This is a genomic window from Microbacterium sp. HJ5, from assembly GCF_054824025.1.
In genome coordinates, this window is record NZ_JSYE01000004.1 from 174,693 (window position 1) to 192,469 (window position 17,777).

The following is a 17,777-nucleotide window of genomic DNA, read 5'->3' on the forward strand; positions in this document are numbered from 1 at the left end:
CAGGCGAGGTAAGGCTAGCCTTACTGCGTGAGTTCTTCGACCGCCGTCCGCACCCGCCCCGCGTACCGTCCGTACGCCGCGACCGTGACCGACGTGCACCGGCTGTCGCCGCACTTCGTGCGGGTCGCCTTCACCGGACCGGACTTCGACGTCTTCGGCACGGCCGGGCTCGACCAGCGGATCAAGCTCATCCTTCCTCTCGCCGACGGCACGCTCAGCGACATCGGGCAGCACGATGAGGACGTCATCGACGCCGGCGACTGGTACACCGCGTGGCGCGATATCCCGCTCGAGAGGCGCAGCCCGCTGCGCACCTACACCGTGCGCCGCATCGACCCCGACGCCCGGCGCCTGCTCGTCGACTTCGTGGTGCATCATGACGCGGGACCCGCCGGGAGCTGGGCCGAGAACGCCGCCGTCGGCCAGGAGATCGTCATCGTCGGCCCCGACCAGCGCAGCGAGGGCTTCCGGCTCGGCCTCGACTGGCATCCGGGCACCGCCCGCCGCGTCCTGCTCGCCGGAGACGAGACCGCCGCGCCCGCCATCGGCTCGATCCTCGAGTCCCTCGACCCGTCCTTCGAGGTGGACGCGTTCATCGAGGTGCCGACCGCGGCCGACCGGCTGACCCTCGACGTTCCCGAGAACTTCCGCGTCACCTGGCTCGCCCGCGAGGACCGCGACCACGGCGCGGCGCTCACCGACGCCGTCACGGCGTGGTCCGGCGGCGCGCGCGAGGTGCTCGCGCGCGCCGCCGCGCCGCGCCCGCAGGAGATCGCCGACGTCGACGTCGACCTCGAGATGCTCTGGGACAGCCCGGACGACTCCGAGGGCGAGTTCTACGCGTGGATCGCGGGCGAGGCCGCCACCATCAAGGGCCTGCGGCGCCACCTGGTGCAGGGGTGCGGCGTCGACCGCAAGCGCGTGGCCTTCATGGGGTACTGGAGGCTCGGCCAGTCCGAGCGCCAGGAATGACCACCGCTCGCGACCGGCGCGGGCGTCTGCTCCTGCTCATCGCGATCGCACTGCTCCTGATCATGATCGTCGTGAGCCTGATGATCGGGGCGCGCGCGGTCGCGCCATGGGTGGTGGTCGACGCGCTCCTGCGCCCCGACATGTCCATCGCCGACCACAGCGTCATCCTGACGCAGCGGGTGCCCCGCACCGTCATCGGCATCCTCGCAGGCGCCGCCCTCGCCCTCGCCGGGACACTCATGCAGGGCCTCACGCGCAATCCGCTCGCGGATCCGGGACTCCTCGGGGTCAATGCCGGGGCATCGGTCGCCGTGCTCGCGGCGATCACGGTGTGGGGGATCACCGCGCCGTCGGGCTTCGTCTGGTTCGCCTTCGCCGGTGCGGCGCTGGCCTCGGTGGTCGTGGCGTTCATCGGCACCCGCGGACCCGACGGCTCGAGTCCTGCGAAGCTGGCGCTCACGGGCGCCGCCGTCACGGCCGGTCTCACAGCCGTCACGACCCTCATCCTCACGACCTCGATCACGGCGTTCGACGTGTTCCGCTACTGGCAGGTCGGCGGCCTCACAGCGCGCGGGCTCGACACCGTCGCCGTCGTGGTGCTCCCGATCCTCGTCGGAGCGGTCATCGCATTCAGCTCGGCGCGCGGGCTCGATCTCATGGCGCTCGGCGACGACACGGCGACCGGGCTCGGCCACAGCGTCGCCCGCACGCGGACTCTCGGCATCGTCGCGACCGTCCTGCTCTGCGGCAGCGCGACGGCGATCGCCGGACCGATCGTCTTCCTCGGTCTGCTGGTCCCGCACGCGCTGCGCGCCCTCGTCGGCGGCGACTACCGGTGGCTGCTCGCGATCGGCGCCCCCCTCGGTGCGATCGTCCTCCTCGCGGCCGACGTGCTCGGGCGGGTCATCGCACCGCCCGGCGAGGTACAGGCGGGCCTCGTCGTGGCGTTCGTCGGCGCCCCGGTGCTGATCTCCCTCGTCCTCCGACCCGGGCGGGTGACCCTGTGACCGCCTCCGTCGTCGAGATCCGAGCGCGGGTGCGGCGCCGCCGCGCGCTCGTCGTCGCCGCGGCGCTCCTCGCGGTCGTCGTCCTCGCGATCGTCACGCTGTCGGTCGGCGACTACCCGATCGCGCCGGCCGACGTGTGGGCCACGCTGTGGGGTGCGGGCGACCGTGCGCAGTCGTATGTCGTCTTCCAGGTGCGTGCGCCGCGGCTGGTCATGGCGCTCCTCGTCGGAGCGGCGCTCGGCGCGGCCGGCGGTCTGCTGCAGGGGCTCCTGGGCAACCCCCTCGCGAGCCCGGACCTGCTCGGCATCAGCGGCGGGGCCGGCGCGGCGGCGGTGTTCGGCATCCTCATCCTCGGTCTCGGCGGACCGCTTCTGGCGGTGGCGGCGTTCGCGGGCGGCCTTGCCGTGGCCGCCTTCCTGCTCCTCGCCGGCCGCCACCGCGCGGACGGCGGCTACCGCCTCATCCTCGCGGGGGTCGGCGTGGCGTTCCTCAGCGTCGCGATCACGAACTACCTCATGGTGCGCGCGCAGGTGGAGCTCGCGCAGGCGGCGCTCATCTGGCTCACCGGAAGCCTCGCCTCGACGCCGTGGTGGAACGTCGTGATCGTCCTCGCGACGGTCGTGCTCGCCACCCCCGCCGTGATCCTCTGCGCACGCTGGCTCCCCATCACCCAGATGGGGGCTCCGACGGCCGCCTCCCTCGGCGTGCGCTCCAGCACCGTGCGGCTCGTGACCGTGCTCACCGCGGTGCTGCTCACTGCGGTGACGTGCGCGTTCGTCGGGCCGATCGCCTTCGTCGCGCTGTGCGCCCCCGCGATCGCGCGGCCCCTGCTCGGGCACGGCGCGGTCGGCATCGGCACCAGCGCCGCCGCCGGGGCGGCGCTCCTCGCCGCCGCCGATCTGGTCGCCCAGTTCGCCATCCCCGGCCTGTCGGTGCCGGTCGGCGTGGTGACCGGCGCCATCGGCGCGGTCTTCCTGCTGTGGCTCCTCGCGACGTCGAAAGGACGACACCTGTGATCACCGCACCCGCACCGCGGCTGAGCGCACGCGGGCTCGCCGCCGGCTATCCCGGCCGCCGAGTCATCGAGGATCTTGACCTCGACCTCGCCCCCGGGCGCATCACCATGATCATCGGCGCGAACGCGTGCGGCAAGTCGACGCTTCTGAGCGTCCTCGCCCGCGTGAACCCGCCCCTCGGCGGCACCGTCGAGCTCGACGGCGTCGACGTCGCGTCGATCCCGCGCCGCCAGTTCGCCCGCAGCGTGGGTCTGCTGCCGCAGCATCCCACCGCTCCGGACGGGCTGACCGTGGCGGAGCTCGTCTCGCGCGGGCGGCACCCGCACCGCAGCGTCTTCCAGCGGTGGAGCGCGGCCGACACGGCCCGTGTCGACGACGCGATGGCCAAGACCGGCGTCGCCGCGCTTGCGGAGCGCCCCGTCGGCGACCTCTCGGGAGGACAGCGGCAGCGCGTGTGGATCGCGATGGCGCTCGCCCAGGAACCTCGCGTCCTGCTGCTCGACGAGCCGACCACGTTCCTCGACCTCAGCCACCAGATCGAGGTCCTCGACCTGCTGCGCACCCTCAACCGCACGGACGGCACGACGATCGTGGTCGTCCTGCACGAGCTGAACCTCGCCGCGCGCTACGCGGACGAGCTCGTCGTCATGAGCGGCGGGCGCGTCGTCGCGCACGGCGCGCCGGCCGACGTCCTCACGCGCGAGGTCGTGTCGCAGGCGTTCGATCTCGACGCGCTCGTCATGCCCGACCCCCTCACCTCCACCCCCCTCGTCATCCCCGTTCCCGGCGGCGCGCACGCCGCCGCGGACGAGGCCTGACGCGACTGAAAGGAAGACCATGACCGTTCTCAACCCCCGCCTGGGAGCGCTCGTCGCGCTCACCGTGGCCGGTGGCCTCGTGCTCTCCGGCTGCGCCGGCGCGGCCGAGCCCGACACCTCTGCGCCCGCCGATGCGGGCAGCGAGCCCGGCGAGGCGTTCCCCGTCACGTTCGAGCACATCTACGGCGAGACCACGATCGAGGCGGCGCCCGAGCGTGTCGCCACGTGGGGCTGGGGTGCGACCGACGCCGTCCTGGCGCTGGGCATCGTTCCCGTCGCCATGGCCTCGATGGACTATGGCGGGGGCGACAACCGCATCACGCCGTGGGTGGAGGACGCGATCGCCGACCTCGGTGGCGAAGAGCCCGTGATCCTCGACAACGCCGCCTTCGAGCTGTCGGTCGAAGAGCTCCTCGCCACCGACCCCGACGTGCTCATCGCCTCGTACTCGGGCCTGACGCAGGAGGAGTACGACGCGGTGACGGCCGCCGGCATCCCGGTCCTCGCCCCTGAGGAGGCCATCTGGTCGACGCCGTGGCGCGACGTCATCACCGACACAGGCAAGGCACTGGGCCTCGACGCCGAGACGGAGCAGCTGCTCGCCGACCTCGACCAGCAGGTGGCGGATGCCGCGGCCGAGCACCCGGAGTTCGAGGGCACCTCGATCGCCTACGCCGCGGACGACGTCGACACCTTCTACCTCTACCTGCCGGCCGATCCCCGGGTCGAGATCCTCGAGGACCTCGGCTTCGTCAGCGCCGACGCCGTCACGGCGCTCGACACGGGAGAGTCGACGTTCTACACCACGGTGAGCAGCGAGAACCTCGACCAGATCGACGCCGAGGTGATCTTCACCCAGGTCGACAGCGAGGAGGCGCTCGACACGTTCCTCACGTCCGACCGCACCCAGCTGATCCCGGGCGTCGCCGCCGGCGCCGTCGGCGCGATCGTGGGCGAGGAGAACGTCGCCGCCATCTCGCCGACCGCGCTGACGCTGCCGTGGATCCTGCCCGACATCGTCGACCAGCTCGCGACGGCGACCGCTGCAGCGCAGGGCTGATCAGCTCGTTCCGCTCACGCGAAAGCCCCGGCCGCGAGGCCGGGGCTTTCGTCTGTTCCGGATGCCTCGGGGCGAGGCATCCGCTCACTTCTTGGAGGCGTCCGCCTTGCGCACGATGGCCCACGCGCCCGGGATGATGAGGGCCGCGAGGGCGGCCTTGATCAGCCCGCCGACGATGAAGGGGAACAGACCGAACTCGAGCAGCTGCCAGAACGTGAAGTCGGCGCCGCCGACCACGTTGAGGATGAACGCCATGTAGGGGATGCCGAACACGAAGGGCACCGCGCTGGCCGCGGCGAAACCGACGAAGGCGAGGGCGGGACGGCGGTCCCAGTTGCGCTCGGCGAACCAGCCGGCGACGAAGGCGGCGAAGACGAAGCCGATGACGTAGCCGAAGCTGGGCTTCGCGACGGCGGCGATCGTGCCGGTGAAGTCGGCGAACACGGGGAGTCCGGCGAGACCCACGAGCATGTAGGTGGCGAGAGCGGCGGCTCCGCGGCGGGATCCGAGGGCTGCGCCGACGACGATCACGCCCAGCGTCTGGCCGGTGATCGGCACCGGCTGGAGGGGGATCGAGACCTGCGCGAGGATCGCGACGACGGCGGCACCGGCGACCACGAGGCCGGCGTCGAGCGCGAACGCACGGGCGCGTGACGAGGGGCGGGCGATGACGTCGGCGAGGACGCGGCGGGACGAGGGGACGGCTGCGATGGCTGACATGCGTCTCAGCCTAGGGGGCGGAGTGTGCGGCATCTTGGACGGAGTCCACGAATGATCGGCGGTTCGTCTGTCCGCCACCTCCAGGCCTCGCGTGAAACCGCGTCGAGCCAGGTCCGCACGAGCACGATCTATACTGGGAGGCTGGCCGTTCGGCCGCTTCTCCCATCCACCGACGGAACGGACGTTTCGCTGTGCTCGCCGTGCACGATCTCGAGATCCGCGTGGGCGCCCGCGTGCTCATGTCCGATGTGTCGTTCCGCGTGTCCGCGGGTGACAAGGTCGGCCTCGTCGGGCGCAACGGCGCCGGCAAGACGACGCTGACGAAGGTGCTCGCGGGCGACCTGCTGCCCTCCGACGGCAAGGTCGACCGCATCGGCGAGCTCGGCTACCTGCCGCAGGATCCCCGCTCCGGCGACCCCGACATGCTCGCCCGCACCCGCATCCTCGATGCGCGGGGTCTCGGCACCATCGCGCTGGGAATGCACGAGGCATCCCTCGCCATGGGAGATGAGAATGCGGATGCCGCGGCCCGCGCCATGCGGAAGTACGCGAACCTCACCGAGCGCTTCGAAGCTCTCGGCGGCTACGCGGCCGAAGCGGAGGCCGCCTCCATCGCGCACAACCTGTCGCTGCCCGACCGCATCCTCGACCAGCCGCTGCGCACGCTGTCGGGCGGCCAGCGCCGACGCATCGAGCTCGCCCGCATCCTGTTCTCCGACGCCGAGTCGATGATCCTCGACGAGCCGACCAACCACCTCGACGCCGACAGCGTCGTCTGGCTGCGCGAGTTCCTCAAGGGCTACAAGGGCGGGCTGATCGTGATCAGCCACGACGTCGAGCTCGTGGGCGAGACGGTCAACCGCGTGTTCTACCTCGACGCGAACCGTCAGGTCATCGACGTCTACAACATGAACTGGAAGAACTACCTGCGTCAGCGGGTGGCCGACGAGGAACGCCGCAAGAAGGAGCGCGTCAACGTCGAGAAGAAGGCCACCGCGCTGCAGCTGCAGGCTGCCCGCTTCGGTGCGAAGGCGTCGAAGGCCGCCGCGGCCCACCAGATGGTCGCGCGCGCCGAGAAGATGCTCTCCGGGCTCGACGACGTCCGTCAGGAGGATCGCGTCGCGAAGCTGCGCTTCCCCAAGCCCGCTCCGTGCGGGAAGACCCCGCTCATGGCGTCGGGACTGTCGAAGTCGTACGGATCGCTCGAGATCTTCACCGACGTCGACCTCGCGATCGACCGCGGCTCGAAGGTCGTCGTGCTCGGCCTCAACGGCGCGGGCAAGACGACCCTTCTGAGGATCCTCGCGGGCGTCGACCAGCCCGACACCGGCCAGATCGAGCCGGGCCACGGCCTGAAGGTCGGCTACTACGCCCAGGAGCACGAGAACCTCGACGTGTCGCGGTCGGTGCTCGAGAACATGATGTCGGCGGCGCCCGACATCAGCGCGACCGACGCCCGCAAGGTGCTCGGCTCGTTCCTGTTCACGGGCGACGACGTGCTCAAGCCGGCCGGTGTGCTGTCGGGCGGCGAGAAGACGCGCCTGTCTCTGGCCACGCTCGTCGTCTCGAGCGCCAACATGCTGCTGCTCGACGAGCCGACGAACAACCTCGACCCCGCGTCGCGCGAGGAGATCCTCGGCGCGCTGGCGCACTACGAGGGCGCCGTCGTGCTCGTCTCGCACGACGAGGGCGCGGTCGAGGCGCTCAACCCCGAGCGCGTGCTCATCCTTCCCGACGGCGTCGAAGATATCTGGGGTCGCGACTACGCCGACCTCATCTCGCTCGCCTGAGTCGCCCTTCGCGACGCGGTGTCGCGGTCAGCGGCCGGCGGCGTCGAGCAGCGCGTCCTCGTCGTCGGCGTCGCGATCCCGGCGCCGTGATGCCGGTGCCGGCGCAGGCCGGACCGCCGCCGCGGCGTCGTCTTCGGCGTCCTCGCGACGGTGGCGCCGCTCGGTGCGGATGACGTAGCCGATGAACACGAACCCCATGACGGCGAACAGGATCCACTGGATCGCGTACGACAGGTGGGGCCCCGGGTCTTCGGACGGGGACTCAAGGGCCTGCGGCGTCGACGCGGGCGCGGCATCCTCCGAGACGAGGATCCCGTAGGCGCTCCGCTCGAGGCCGGCCGCGCCCGCGGAGACCGTCTCGGCGATCAGTGGAAGATGGATGGTGGGCACCTGTCCGTCGGGTGCCGAGCGGCCCGACGAGGGCAGCGGCTCACCGGGCTTGAGGCGCGCGATCACGGTGACCTGGCCTTCCGGCGGAGCGGGGACGGCGTCCGGTTCGGGCCGATCCTCGCCCGGCGCGACCCAGCCGCGATCGATGAGGAGCACGCGTCCGTCGTCGAGCCGGAACGGCACCAGGACCTCGAAGGCCGACGTCCCGCCGTGCGGACGATTGCGCACGAGCAGCTGGTCGTCGGCGAGGTACTCGCCGGTCAGGCGCACCGGGTGCCACTGATCGCCCGGGTCGAGCTCGCCGCCGGCCGGGATGAGCTCCCCGAGGGGCACCGGCTCGGCGTCGTAGTTCGCCTCGACGAGGGCGAGCTGCGCCGAGCGCTCCTCGTTGCGGGTGAACTGCCAGTTCGACAGGAAGGCGCAGGCGATCGCGAACACGACCGCGAGCGAGATGTAGATCGCCCAGCGGCCCGCCCGGGGGAGAGTCTGCATGCTGACCTCGCGGCGCGGGCTCATCCGGCGACCCCATCCCGCTCGAGCGGGACCACGGCGACCGGGAAGTCGCGCGCGGCCAGGAACTCGCGCAGGTAGTCGCGGTGCTCGTCGCACGCCACCCACGTCTTCGTGCGGTCCGACGAGTGGATGCGCGGGTTGCGCCAGTCGATCCGCCAGTGCGCGGGGGCGCGGCATCCGGCCCGTGAACAGGTCGCGTCAGCGGCCTGCTCGTCGTGAGGAGGGATCATGCGGTTCCGTCCGTCGGCGGGTCGTCGCGGCGTTCGTCGAGCGCGCGGGCCTCGTCGATGCGGATCACGTCGGGGGAGCGGTGCGCCGTCGCGCTGGGTGCGCTCGGTGCGGCGGGCAGAGCGCGCTCGGGGTCTTCGCGGCGGTTGCGCCGGGCCTCCTGGCCGACGTTCGCGAACACGACGGCGATGTAGGGCAGGAAGATCGCGGCGGCCCCGAATACCCACGTGTACCAGCCGTACGGCGTGATGACGACCATGAGGATGAAGCACGCCACGCGCGCCGCCATCGTGAGGAGGTACCGCGTGGAACGCGCGTCGACATCGTCACGTGGCGCCCTCGGCAGCGACGTGGCGGACTGGGGCCGATTCGCGTTCTTCACCGTCCTTCAAGGGTACGCCGTGCGGCCGGTGCCGGCGCCCTCCGGGCGGCGCGCACCGGCCGTGCGACGTGCGGGACGCGCGTCAGTACGAATAGCTCGTCGGCAGCGAGACGACGAAGGCGAAGAAGGCGAAGAAGGCGATGATGCCGAGGATCGCGAGTCCGAGCCCCACCCAGCCGACGATCGTGCCCGCGAGTGCGAGACCGCGGCCCTCCTCACCGCTCGTCTTCAGCTGGCTGAGCGCCATGTGCCCGGTGATCACGCCGACGACGGAGCCGATGAGGGGAAGGATGATGAAGCTCGCGAGCGAGGCGATGAGCGAGACGATCGCGAGGGTGTTCGTCTTGGCCGGAGCTCCATAGCCGTACTGGGGAGCGCCGCTGTACTGCGCCGGGGCGCCGTACTGCGGAGTCGAGCCGTACTGCGGAGCTGCGCCGTACTGCGGGGCGGCGCCGTACGGTGAGGTGTCCTGCGGCGCGCCGTACTGCGGAGCGGCGCCGTACGCCGGGGGAGCCGGCTCGGCGGGCGGCGGGTACGCGCCGGGAGCCGGCGGCGGGTAGGCGCCGGCCGGATCGGGAGTGGGCGCGGCGGGGGTGTTGTCGCTCACGGGCGAACCTTTCGTCAGACGTTGACCCCAGCGTTCCAGCGCACGGCGCGGGGTGTCAAACGCCGCGCCGGTAGGCTGGTGCGGATTCGTCACAGACCTTCGGGAGCCCCACCATGTCCAGCGATCGCGTCGTCCTCGTCACCGGCGGAAACCGCGGCATCGGCCGCGCCATCGCCGAGCGCTTCGTGGCGCAGGGCTACAAGGTGGCCGTGACCGCGCGGTCGGGCGAAGGGCCGGAGGGGACCCTGACAGTGCGGGCCGATGTGACGGATGCCGCAGCCGTCGACGCCGCGTTCACCGAGGTGGAGAAGACGCTCGGTCCGGTCGAGATCGTCGTGGCGAACGCCGGCGTGACGAAGGACACGCTCCTTCTGCGCATGACGGAAGAGGACTTCGACAGCGTCGTCGCCACCAACCTCGGCGGCGCCTTCCGCGTCGTCAAGCGCGCGTCGAAGGGCATGCTCCGCGCGAAGTGGGGCCGGGTGATCCTCATCTCGAGCGTCGTCGGCCTGTACGGGTCGGCCGGCCAGATCAACTACGCGGCCTCCAAGAGCGCGCTCGTCGGATTCGCGCGTTCGCTGACGCGCGAGCTCGGCGGTCGTGGGATCACCGCCAACGTCGTCGCGCCGGGCTTCATCGAGACCGACATGACCGCCGCCCTCGCCGACGACACCCAGGCCGAGTACAAGAAGAACATCCCCGCCGGCCGCTTCGCCACGGCCGACGAGGTCGCCGGCGTCGTCGCGTGGATGGCGTCTGACGACGCGGCCTACATCTCGGGCGCCGTCATCCCCGTCGACGGCGGCCTCGGGATGGGGCACTGACGACACTGACGACCGGTCAGCGGGGCTCCCCTCAGCGGATAGCGGCGACGAGCGCGTGAGACAGGCCCTCGGGCTGCGAGAACTGCGGCCAGTGGCCGGAGTCGAGGTGCACGACCTCGACATCGTCGATCGCCTCGAACTCGGCTGCGTACGGACCCCACTGCGCGATCGCCTCTCGGAAGGCGGCCTCGTCCATGCCGCCCGAGAGGATCGTCACGGGCACCGAGTGCCGTGCCGTGCCGTCGAGCGGGATCGGATCTGTGGGCACCTTCGCCGGTACGGAACGTGCGCGCGCGGCCCATTCCTCGCGCGTCGACGCGCCGAGGTCGCCCACGTCGGGGTCGTCGAACGAGTCCCACCCGGGGAACGGCACCACGCCGTCGACGATCTCGAACTCCGAGATGCTCCCGCCGTCGAAGGGCGGCACCGTGTCGACGAGCACGACGCGCGCGACGCGATCGGGCCGGGCCTCGGCAGCGCCCCACACGACGTTTCCGCCGCCGCTGTGGCCCACGAGCACCACGCGGTCGGTCGAGCCGTCGATCTCGGCGACGACGGCGTCGACCCAGTCCTGCATGCCGATGTCGGCCGATTCGGACGCCGGAGCGCCCACGCCCGGCATCGTGAGCGGGCGCGCACGGTGACCTGCGGCCTCGAGAGCGGGGATGACCGGCTGCCACGACGATGCGTCGAGCCACAGCCCGGGAACGAGGATGATGTCCATGTCCCCGACGCTATCGAGTGCCGGTGACATCCGCCCCGGGTCAGGGCAGGAGAGCGATGACCTCGGCCAGATCGACCGGCGCGACGACCACGTCGGCCTGGGCACGGACGGCCGGCTTGGCGTTGAACGCCACACCCAGCCCCGCGACGGCCATCATGCGCAGGTCGTTCGCGCCGTCGCCGATCGCGATCGTCCGCGACATCGCCACGCCGGCCTCGCCCGCCCACTCCTGCAGGGCCGACGCCTTCCCCTCGGCGTCCACGATGTCGCCGTCGACGACGCCGGTGAGCACGCCCTCCGAGATCGCCAGACGGTTCGCGCGCCACACGTCGACGCCCAGCTGCGGCGCGACGGTGTCGAGGATCTCGTGGAATCCGCCGGAGACGACGCCCACCGCACCGCCGCGCGCGTGCACTGCGTCGATGAGCTCCCGCACGCCGGGTGTGGGCTCGACCCGCGCGAGCACGCGCGCGAACGCCTCCACCGGCACGCCCGCGAGCGTCTGCACCCGCGAGCGGAGGCTCGTCGCGAAGTCCACCTCGCCGCGCATCGCGGCCTCGGTCGCCGCTGCCACCTCGGCGCCTCTGCCGGCCTCGTCGGCGATGAGCTCGATGACCTCGTTGCGGATCAGCGTCGAATCGGCGTCGAGCACGACGAGGAAGCGGGCGGCGGGTGCGGGCATCCCTCCACGCTAGCGGCGGGGACGCGGCATCCCGAACCGGCGGTCACCGTTCGACGCGGATGCCCTTGCCGACGACCGTGATGCCGCTGTCGGTGACGGTGAAGCCCCGGGCGAGGTCCTTGTCGCGGTCGACGCCCACCGTCGCCCCGTCCGCGAGGACGACCTGCTTGTCGAGGATGGCGCGGTGGATGCGCGCCCCGGCGCCGACCTGCACGTGATCGAAGAGCACCGAATCGGTGATGGTCGATCCGCCGCCCGCCAGCGTCCACGGCCCGACGACGCTGCGCTCGAGGTGCGTGCCCGAGAGGACCGACCCGAGCGACACGATGGAGTCGATCGAGTTGCCGATGCGGCCGACCGAGTCGCGCACGAACTTCGCCGGCGGAGAGTTGACCGCCTGCGAGTGGATCGGCCAGTCGGTGTTGTACAGGTTGAACACCGGCAGCGTCGAGATGAGGTCGCGGTGCGCGTCGAAGAACGACTCGATCGTCCCGACGTCGCGCCAGTAGTAGCGATCGCGGTCTGTGGACCCCGGCACGTCGTTGCGGTTCATGTCGTAGACGCCCGCCTCGGCGCGGCCGACGAAGTAGGGCACGATGTCGCCGCCCATGTCGTGGTTCGACGTCGGCAGCTCGCCGTCGGACTCGACCGCCTCGATGAGCGCGTCGGTGTCGAAGATGTAGTTGCCCATCGACGCGAGCACCTCACCGGGCGAGTCCGCCAGACCGGTCGGGTTCTGCGGCTTCTCGAGGAACTCGTTGATGCGCGTCGGGTCGGCCTTGTCGACGTCGATCACGCCGAACTGGTTGGCGAGCGAGATCGGCTGGCGGATGCCGGCGACCGTGGCTCGGGCACCGGAATCGATGTGCGCTGCGAGCATCTGGCGGAAGTCCATGCGGTAGACGTGGTCGGCGCCGATCACCACGACGATGTCGGGCTGCTCGTCGTTGATGAGGTTCAGGCTCTGGAGGATGGCGTCGGCCGAACCGGAGAACCACCGCTTGCCGAGACGCTGCTGGGCGGGCACCGACGTCACGTACGAGTCGAGCAGGGCCGACATGCGCCACGTCTGCGAGATGTGCCTGTCGAGGCTGTGCGACTTGTACTGCGTCAGCACGACGACCTGGCGCAGTCCCGAATTGATGAGATTCGAGATGGCGAAGTCGATCAGCCGGTACTGCCCGCCGAACGGCACCGCGGGCTTCGCCCGATCGGCCGTCAGGGGCATCAGGCGCTTGCCCTCGCCGCCGGCGAGGATGATTCCGAAGACCTTCGGCGCTGCAGGCATGGCACCACCCTAGGCCCGCACGCCGATCGGATGTAACGGCTACACGCGGGAGGCCTCGTGTACTAAGTTGCGTGCCATGCGCGTCGACATCGTCACCAAGGAGTACCCGCCGGAGATCTACGGCGGAGCGGGGGTGCATGTCACCGAACTGGTGAAGGCGCTGCGCCGGAGCATCGACGTGCGGGTCCGCGCGTTCGGCGCGGAGCGCGACGAGGAGGGCACGACCGCGTACGGCGTGCCGACGGAACTTGCCGCGGCGAACGCTGCCGTACAGACGCTCGGGACCGATCTCGAGATCGTCTCCGACGTCGCGGGCGCCGACGTCGTGCACAGTCACACCTGGTACGCGAACTTCGCCGGTCACCTGGCCTCGCTCCTGCACGGCATCCCCCACATCGTCACCGCCCACAGCCTCGAGCCGCTGCGTCCGTGGAAGGCCGAGCAGCTGGGCGGCGGCTACGCGGTGTCGAGCTGGATCGAGAAGACCGCCTACGAGGGGGCCGCGGCGATCGTCGCCGTGAGCGAGGGCATGCGCCAGGACATCCTGCGCAGCTACCCGTCGCTCGACCCCGCCAAAGTCCGGGTGGTCTACAACGGCATCGACGTCGAGGCGTGGCATCCGGTCGACGATCCCGAGCTGCTGGCGCAGCTGGGCGTCGACGCCACGAAGCCGTCGGTGGTCTTCGTCGGGCGCATCACACGCCAGAAGGGGCTGCCGTACTTCCTCCGGGCCGCCGAGCGGCTGCCCGCCGACGTGCAGGTCGTGCTGTGCGCGGGCGCGCCCGACACGCCGCAGATCATGGCCGAGGTCGAGGGGCTCGTCCGCGGGCTGCAGGAGACCCGCGAGGGTGTCGTCTGGATCGATCGGATGCTGTCGCGCCACGAGCTCTGCACGGTGCTGAGCGCCGCGACGACGTTCGTCTGCCCCTCGGTGTACGAGCCCCTGGGGATCGTCAACCTCGAGGCGATGGCGTGCGGCGCGGCCGTCGTGGGCACGGCGACCGGCGGGATCCCCGAGGTGGTCGTCGACGGCGTCACGGGTCGTCTGGTGCCGATCGAGCAGGTGCAGGACGGTACCGGCACCCCGACGGATCCGGAGCGCTTCGTCGCCGACCTCGCGCGCGTGCTCACCGAGGTGGTGAGCGACCCCGGCCGCGCGCGGGAGTACGGCGCGGCGGGGCGGGCGCGGGCGACCGACGACTTCAGCTGGCAGAGCATCGCCGACCAGACGGCGGCGCTGTACGCGGAGGTCACCGCCGACGGCCGATAGGCTGGACGACATGCCGCAGGTGCTCGAGTTCTCCGACGTCGTCGTCCGCAGAAACGCCAGGGACATCGTCGATCACCTCGACTGGACCGTGAGCGACGACGAGCGCTGGGTGATCCTCGGACCGAACGGAGCGGGCAAGACCACCGTCCTGCAGCTCGCCGACACGCTGATGCATCCCACGTCGGGCGTCGTCTCGATCCTGGGGGAGCGGCTGGGTCGCACCGACGTCTTCGAGCTGCGTCCGCGCATCGGGTTCGCCTCCTCGGCGATGGCCCGTCGCGTGCCGCCGGAGGAGACCGTGCTCAACGTCGTGCTGACGGCGGCGTACTCGGTGCTCGGCCGCTGGCGCGAGGACTACGAAGACATCGACGAGCGCCGCGCGCTGCGCGTGCTCGCCGAGTGGAAGCTCGACCACCTCGCCGACCGCACATTCGGCACACTGAGCGACGGCGAGCAGAAGCGCGTCCAGATCGCGCGCGCCGTCATGACCGACCCCGAGCTGCTCCTGCTGGACGAGCCGACCGCGAGCCTCGACCTCGGTGCGCGCGAAGAGCTCCTGTCGCTCCTCGGCGGCTACGCCCAGGCGCCCACGACGCCCGCGATGATCATGGTCACGCACCACGTCGAGGAGATCCCGATCGGCTTCACTCACGTGCTGCTCCTGGCCGACGGCCGTGCCGTCGCCGCCGGGCCGCTCGCACAGACCCTCACCGCCGAGGCGCTGACCGAGACGTTCGGCGCGCCGATCGAGCTCACCGAGCACGACGGCCGCTACGCCGCCCGCGCCGCACACTGAGGCATCGCGACGCCCGATTCCGTTTCCGGGCCCCGAGCCTGATAGAATCGCTCTTTGGTGCACTCGCACCTCAGACTTTGTCCGTCCTGGCAAAATCCAGGGCACCACTTTCAAAGGACTTCCCATGAAGACTGACATCCACCCCGAGTACAAGGCGGTCGTTTTCCGCGACCTCGGCTCCGGCGAGACCTTCCTCACCCGTTCGACGGTGACCAGCGACAAGACGGTCGAGCTCGACGGCGTCGAGTACCCCGTCATCGACGTCGAGATCTCGTCCGCGTCGCACCCGTTCTACACGGGCAAGCAGCGCATCATGGACTCGGCCGGTCGCGTCGAGAAGTTCAACCAGCGCTTCAAGAACTTCGGCGGCTCCAAGTAAGCAGTCGCACGCGAGGGCCCCGCTTCGGCGGGGCCTTCGTCATTCCGCGGGCCTTTCCGGATGCCGTCAGCGGATGGGCCAGCTGCCGTCGAGGCGATCGTCGGGATCGAGGCGGCCGATCTGGATGAAGTAGTCCGTCAAGCCGGCCGCCTGCGCGCGGGCCCACGCGATCTGGCGCGTGTGCAGCTCGTGCGCCGTCGCGGGGAGCCACGGGGCGAAACGCTCTGCGAGAGCCTGCGCGACGCGCCCCGCGGCCACGGCATCGGCCGACGCCTCGTGCGCACCGTCGAGGCGGATGGCGTAGTGCGCCGCGACCACCGAGAGCGTGCGCTTGCCGCGGCGCCAGCGGTCGTACGCCTTGTCGACCACGAGCGGGTCGATGACCGGCGCGGGGTCGACGATCGGATCGATGCCGTGGCGCACGGCCTCGTTCTTGAGCAGCGAGAAGTCGTACGGGGCGTTGTACGCGACGATCGGGATGCCGGCGTCCAGCAGCCCGCGCAGCGAGCCGACCACCTCGGCCACCACCTCCGGGGCGGGGCGCCCGTGCGCGCGGGCGTGAGCCGTCGTGATGCCGTGCACCGCCGTCGCGCCGTCGGGGATGTCGACGCCCGGATCGGCGAGCCAGTCCCGCGCGCTGATCACCGCCCCCGACGCGTCGAGCACCCCCACGTGCGCCGTCACGATGCGGTCGGCCGCGACATCGACGCCCGTCGTCTCCAGGTCGAACACGCCGACCACGCGCAGCCACTCGGGCGTGTCGAACAGCGCGAGCATCTCGGGCGTCGGGCGATCCATGCCGCTCACGGTATGCGACGCATCCGACACCGGGTCCGAGGCGCTCCGCGCGATGAGCCTCGTAGACTCGGGGGGTGGCATCGCCGAACCCGTACGCGCCGCTCCTCGACACGATCCCGGTGGAGCGCCACGAGGTGTCGGTCCTGGGCGGCACGACCGCCTACTGGACGTATGGGCCCACGACCGCGTCGACGACCGTCGTCGCCGTGCACGGCTTCCGCGGCGAGCACCACGGACTCGAGCCCGTCGTCGCCCACCTGCCCGACGTGCGGATCATCTCGCCCGACATCCCGGGCTTCGGAGAGACGTCGCCGCTCCCCGGCATCCGTCACGATCTCGGCGCCTATGCGCGCTGGCTGCGCGCCTTCGTCGCCTCCGTCGCGCCAGGCGCGGTCATCCTCGGCCACTCGTTCGGCTCGATCGTGGTGTCGGCCGCCGTCGCCGACGGTCTGGAGACGCCGCAGGTGGTCCTGGTGAACCCCATCGGCGCGCCGGCCCTCGAAGGACCGCGAGGCATCCTCACACGGCTCGCGGTCTTCTATTACTGGGCGGGCGCACGCCTTCCGAAGAGGCTCGGCGAGGCGCTCCTGCGCAACGGGCTCATCGTGCGGGTGATGAGCGAGTCGATGGCCAAGACGAAGGACGCCGAGCTGCGCCGCTTCATCCACGACCAGCACGACACGTACTTCTCGCGGTTCGCGGACCGCGATGTGCTGCACGACGCCTTCGTCGCGTCCGTGTCGCACGACGTGAGCGAGTTCGCGCCGCGGATCGCCCAGCCCACGCTCCTCGTCGCCGCCGTGCGCGACGACATCACGCCGATCGAGGCCGAGCGGCGGCTGGCGACGCTCTTCGCCGACGCCGAGCTCGTCGAGATCCCCGACGTCGGGCATCTGATCCACTACGAGACGCCCGCCGCCGCGGCGGACGCGATCAGGCGGTTTCTCGTGCCTTCCGCGCCCGGTACGCGATGACGTTCATGCGGTTGCCGCAGTTGCCGGTGTCGCAGTAGCGCTTGGAGCCGTTCTTCGAGTAGTCGATGTAGACGGAGTCGCAGTCGTCGGCGGCGCACACGCGGATGCGGCCGTACTCGTCGGAGCGGATCACATCGACGAAGGCCATCGCGGCCTCGACCATCATGCGCGTCGCCAGCGGCGAGTCGTCGGACGTGGCGTGGATGTGCCAGTCGTACTCGTCGTGGATCACCAGCCGGGGGAGCGCCTCGCCGTCGGCGAGCATCGCGTTGACGAGCGGCACGGCACCGACGCGGTCGACCTGCCACAGCTCGTGGAGCCGGCCGCGCACCTCGCGCACCGCTGCGACCTCGGCGGCATCGTGCCGGATCGTGCCCGTGTAGGGGTTGTCGACGAGGAACTCGCGCAGGTCGTCGGGCGTCTGGAGGGTGTCGTCGCCGTCATAGCCGGGCAACGTGTTGACGAGGTCGACGACCATCATGAGCGTGCGTTTCGTGTCATGGATGAAAACCATGTTGACTCCTGACATCCGCTTCGAT

21 protein-coding genes are annotated in these 17,777 nt (G+C 71.1%); 11 read left to right on the plus strand and 10 right to left on the minus strand.

Annotation, left to right across the window (positions count from 1 at the left end):
- The first annotated feature begins 27 nt into the window (after window positions 1–27).
- The 5 genes from OB08_RS02030 to OB08_RS02050 are packed head-to-tail and all read left to right on the plus strand — an operon-like array spanning window position 28 to window position 4,873.
- Entirely contained in the window at window positions 28–972 is a 945-nt protein-coding gene (locus tag OB08_RS02030) for a siderophore-interacting protein (protein WP_461471582.1), read from the plus strand.
- Window positions 969–1,979 carry a FecCD family ABC transporter permease gene (locus OB08_RS02035; RefSeq protein WP_461471584.1) on the plus strand — a complete coding sequence of 337 codons (1,011 nt, stop codon included), beginning with the start codon at window positions 969–971 and terminating at the stop codon, window positions 1,977–1,979. Before OB08_RS02030 ends, OB08_RS02035 begins: the two co-directional genes overlap by 4 nt.
- Entirely contained in the window at window positions 1,976–2,995 is a 1,020-nt protein-coding gene (locus OB08_RS02040) for a FecCD family ABC transporter permease (RefSeq protein ID WP_461471586.1), read from the plus strand. The genes OB08_RS02035 and OB08_RS02040 overlap by 4 nt, the downstream gene beginning before the upstream one ends.
- Window positions 2,992–3,813 carry an ABC transporter ATP-binding protein gene (locus OB08_RS02045; RefSeq protein ID WP_461471588.1) on the plus strand — a complete coding sequence of 274 codons (822 nt, stop codon included), beginning with the start codon at window positions 2,992–2,994 and terminating at the stop codon, window positions 3,811–3,813. Before OB08_RS02040 ends, OB08_RS02045 begins: the two co-directional genes overlap by 4 nt.
- A 19-nt stretch (window positions 3,814–3,832) precedes the next feature.
- Window positions 3,833–4,873, plus strand: a complete 1,041-nt coding sequence (locus OB08_RS02050; RefSeq protein ID WP_461471590.1) for an ABC transporter substrate-binding protein — start codon at window positions 3,833–3,835, stop codon at window positions 4,871–4,873.
- 84 nt (window positions 4,874–4,957) lie between these two features.
- Here the strand turns inward: OB08_RS02050 and OB08_RS02055 are convergent, their stop codons facing one another.
- Window positions 4,958–5,593, minus strand: coding sequence for a biotin transporter BioY (locus tag OB08_RS02055; protein WP_461471592.1), 636 nt, complete (start codon window positions 5,591–5,593; stop codon window positions 4,958–4,960).
- Between the two features lie 191 nt (window positions 5,594–5,784).
- On the opposite strand from OB08_RS02055, the gene OB08_RS02060 reads away from it, so the two are divergent.
- Window positions 5,785–7,383: an ABC-F family ATP-binding cassette domain-containing protein gene (locus OB08_RS02060; RefSeq protein WP_461471594.1), complete on the plus strand. Its 1,599-nt coding sequence runs from the start codon at window positions 5,785–5,787 to the stop codon at window positions 7,381–7,383.
- A 27-nt stretch (window positions 7,384–7,410) separates the two neighbouring features.
- Here the strand turns inward: OB08_RS02060 and OB08_RS02065 are convergent, their stop codons facing one another.
- From OB08_RS02065 to OB08_RS02080, 4 genes are all read right to left on the minus strand, one after another.
- On the minus strand, window positions 7,411–8,289 hold the full coding sequence (locus tag OB08_RS02065; protein WP_461471596.1) for an SURF1 family cytochrome oxidase biogenesis protein: 879 nt from the start codon (window positions 8,287–8,289) through the stop codon (window positions 7,411–7,413).
- Complete coding sequence (locus OB08_RS02070) at window positions 8,286–8,516, minus strand: hypothetical protein (RefSeq protein WP_461471598.1); 231 nt, start codon at window positions 8,514–8,516, stop codon at window positions 8,286–8,288. Before OB08_RS02070 ends, OB08_RS02065 begins: the two co-directional genes overlap by 4 nt.
- Window positions 8,513–8,896 carry a DUF3099 domain-containing protein gene (locus OB08_RS02075; protein ID WP_461471600.1) on the minus strand — a complete coding sequence of 128 codons (384 nt, stop codon included), beginning with the start codon at window positions 8,894–8,896 and terminating at the stop codon, window positions 8,513–8,515. The genes OB08_RS02070 and OB08_RS02075 overlap by 4 nt, the downstream gene beginning before the upstream one ends.
- A gap of 82 nt (window positions 8,897–8,978) precedes the next feature.
- Window positions 8,979–9,503, minus strand: coding sequence for a DUF4190 domain-containing protein (locus OB08_RS02080; protein ID WP_461471602.1), 525 nt, complete (start codon window positions 9,501–9,503; stop codon window positions 8,979–8,981).
- Window positions 9,504–9,616: 113 nt separating this feature from the next.
- Between OB08_RS02080 and fabG the strand changes: the two genes are divergently transcribed.
- Window positions 9,617–10,327 (plus strand): 3-oxoacyl-ACP reductase FabG, encoded by a 711-nt coding sequence (gene fabG, locus OB08_RS02085; protein ID WP_461471604.1) that lies wholly within the window; start codon window positions 9,617–9,619, stop codon window positions 10,325–10,327.
- Window positions 10,328–10,358: 31 nt separating this feature from the next.
- Here the strand turns inward: fabG and OB08_RS02090 are convergent, their stop codons facing one another.
- From OB08_RS02090 to OB08_RS02100, 3 genes are read right to left on the minus strand one after another with little or no spacing between them, the layout of a single operon-like run.
- Window positions 10,359–11,051 carry an alpha/beta fold hydrolase gene (locus tag OB08_RS02090; protein WP_461471606.1) on the minus strand — a complete coding sequence of 231 codons (693 nt, stop codon included), beginning with the start codon at window positions 11,049–11,051 and terminating at the stop codon, window positions 10,359–10,361.
- 40 nt (window positions 11,052–11,091) lie between these two features.
- Window positions 11,092–11,733, minus strand: a complete 642-nt coding sequence (serB, locus tag OB08_RS02095; RefSeq protein WP_461471608.1) for a phosphoserine phosphatase SerB — start codon at window positions 11,731–11,733, stop codon at window positions 11,092–11,094.
- 43 nt (window positions 11,734–11,776) lie between these two features.
- Window positions 11,777–13,021: a glucose-1-phosphate adenylyltransferase gene (locus OB08_RS02100; RefSeq protein ID WP_461471610.1), complete on the minus strand. Its 1,245-nt coding sequence runs from the start codon at window positions 13,019–13,021 to the stop codon at window positions 11,777–11,779.
- 76 nt (window positions 13,022–13,097) lie between these two features.
- Here OB08_RS02100 and glgA point away from each other — a divergent pair, with 76 nt between their 5' ends.
- The 3 genes from glgA (at window position 13,098) to OB08_RS02115 (ending at window position 15,466) form a co-directional block, all read left to right on the plus strand.
- On the plus strand, window positions 13,098–14,291 hold the full coding sequence (gene glgA / locus OB08_RS02105) for a glycogen synthase (RefSeq protein ID WP_461471611.1): 1,194 nt from the start codon (window positions 13,098–13,100) through the stop codon (window positions 14,289–14,291).
- 10 nt (window positions 14,292–14,301) lie between these two features.
- Entirely contained in the window at window positions 14,302–15,087 is a 786-nt protein-coding gene (locus OB08_RS02110) for an ABC transporter ATP-binding protein (protein WP_461471613.1), read from the plus strand.
- Between the two features lie 124 nt (window positions 15,088–15,211).
- Window positions 15,212–15,466, plus strand: a complete 255-nt coding sequence (locus tag OB08_RS02115; protein WP_461471615.1) for a type B 50S ribosomal protein L31 — start codon at window positions 15,212–15,214, stop codon at window positions 15,464–15,466.
- 66 nt (window positions 15,467–15,532) lie between these two features.
- Here OB08_RS02115 and OB08_RS02120 read toward each other — a convergent pair whose 3' ends face one another.
- Window positions 15,533–16,264, minus strand: a complete 732-nt coding sequence (locus OB08_RS02120) for an exonuclease domain-containing protein (protein WP_461471617.1) — start codon at window positions 16,262–16,264, stop codon at window positions 15,533–15,535.
- A gap of 74 nt (window positions 16,265–16,338) precedes the next feature.
- On the opposite strand from OB08_RS02120, the gene OB08_RS02125 reads away from it, so the two are divergent.
- Entirely contained in the window at window positions 16,339–17,238 is a 900-nt protein-coding gene (locus OB08_RS02125; protein ID WP_461471619.1) for an alpha/beta fold hydrolase, read from the plus strand.
- Here OB08_RS02125 and OB08_RS02130 read toward each other — a convergent pair.
- The gene (locus OB08_RS02130; RefSeq protein WP_461471621.1) at window positions 17,198–17,752 is read right to left on the minus strand and encodes a CGNR zinc finger domain-containing protein; all 555 of its coding nucleotides are present in this window, start codon (window positions 17,750–17,752) and stop codon (window positions 17,198–17,200) included. The two genes, OB08_RS02125 and OB08_RS02130, sit on opposite strands and share 41 nt — an antisense overlap.
- Window positions 17,753–17,777: the final 25 nt, after the last annotated feature.

Coding starts and splice junctions, on each gene's coding strand:
- OB08_RS02035 (WP_461471584.1), top strand. CDS start 969: ATGACCACCGCTCGCGACCGGCGCGGGCGTCTGCTCCTGCTCATCGCG.
- OB08_RS02050 (WP_461471590.1), top strand. CDS start 3,833: ATGACCGTTCTCAACCCCCGCCTGGGAGCGCTCGTCGCGCTCACCGTG.
- OB08_RS02055 (WP_461471592.1), bottom strand. CDS start 5,593: ATGTCAGCCATCGCAGCCGTCCCCTCGTCCCGCCGCGTCCTCGCCGAC.
- OB08_RS02065 (WP_461471596.1), bottom strand. CDS start 8,289: ATGAGCCCGCGCCGCGAGGTCAGCATGCAGACTCTCCCCCGGGCGGGC.
- OB08_RS02070 (WP_461471598.1), bottom strand. CDS start 8,516: ATGATCCCTCCTCACGACGAGCAGGCCGCTGACGCGACCTGTTCACGG.
- fabG (WP_461471604.1), top strand. CDS start 9,617: ATGTCCAGCGATCGCGTCGTCCTCGTCACCGGCGGAAACCGCGGCATC.
- OB08_RS02090 (WP_461471606.1), bottom strand. CDS start 11,051: ATGGACATCATCCTCGTTCCCGGGCTGTGGCTCGACGCATCGTCGTGG.
- serB (WP_461471608.1), bottom strand. CDS start 11,733: ATGCCCGCACCCGCCGCCCGCTTCCTCGTCGTGCTCGACGCCGATTCG.
- OB08_RS02100 (WP_461471610.1), bottom strand. CDS start 13,021: ATGCCTGCAGCGCCGAAGGTCTTCGGAATCATCCTCGCCGGCGGCGAG.
- glgA (WP_461471611.1), top strand. CDS start 13,098: ATGCGCGTCGACATCGTCACCAAGGAGTACCCGCCGGAGATCTACGGC.
- OB08_RS02110 (WP_461471613.1), top strand. CDS start 14,302: ATGCCGCAGGTGCTCGAGTTCTCCGACGTCGTCGTCCGCAGAAACGCC.
- OB08_RS02115 (WP_461471615.1), top strand. CDS start 15,212: ATGAAGACTGACATCCACCCCGAGTACAAGGCGGTCGTTTTCCGCGAC.
- OB08_RS02120 (WP_461471617.1), bottom strand. CDS start 16,264: ATGGATCGCCCGACGCCCGAGATGCTCGCGCTGTTCGACACGCCCGAG.
- OB08_RS02130 (WP_461471621.1), bottom strand. CDS start 17,752: ATGGTTTTCATCCATGACACGAAACGCACGCTCATGATGGTCGTCGAC.